The sequence below is a fragment of the Streptomyces diversicolor genome, from assembly GCF_057537855.1.
Genome location: NZ_BAAJXA010000160.1, coordinates 1 through 556 on the forward strand (window position 1 = coordinate 1; position 556 = coordinate 556).

General features: G+C 70.3%; 1 protein-coding gene. It reads left to right on the forward strand.

What is annotated here, in order from left to right:
* Positions 1-556: phosphopantetheine-binding protein (locus tag AC27LF_RS45625; RefSeq protein WP_479665244.1), on the forward strand; the 556-nt coding region annotated here is incomplete at both ends.

The following is a 556-nucleotide window of genomic DNA, read 5'->3' on the forward strand; positions in this document are numbered from 1 at the left end:
ACGGCTGGTGTTCGCCGGTCGTGCCGATGAGCAGGTGAAGATCCGCGGCTTCCGGGTGGAGCCCGGCGAGGTTCAGGCCGTGGTCGCCGCACACCCGCTGGTCGCGCAGGCCGCGGTCGTCGCGCGCGAAGACACCCCCGGCGATGTCCGCCTGGTCGCCTACATCGTCACCGACGACACCGAAGCAGCTGAAGTTCCTGGCGTGATACGCGAGTTCACAACGGCCCGTCTGCCGGACCACTTGGTTCCCGCGGCCGTGGTGGTTCTCGAAGCCCTGCCGCTGACCGGTAACGGCAAGCTGGACCGCAAGGCCCTGCCCGCCCCCGACTACGGGGCAGCGGCGACGGCCGGCACGGGACGTCCTCCGGTAACCGTGCAGGAGGAGATCCTCTGCCAGGCCTTCGCTCAGGTCCTGGATCTGCCCGCGGTCGGCGTCGACGACGACTTCTTCGCGCTGGGCGGGCACTCCCTGCTGGCCGTGTCTCTGGTCGAGCAGCTGCGCAGCCGGGGCGTGTCCATCTCCGTGCGCGCACTGTTCCAGACCCCGACACCCGCG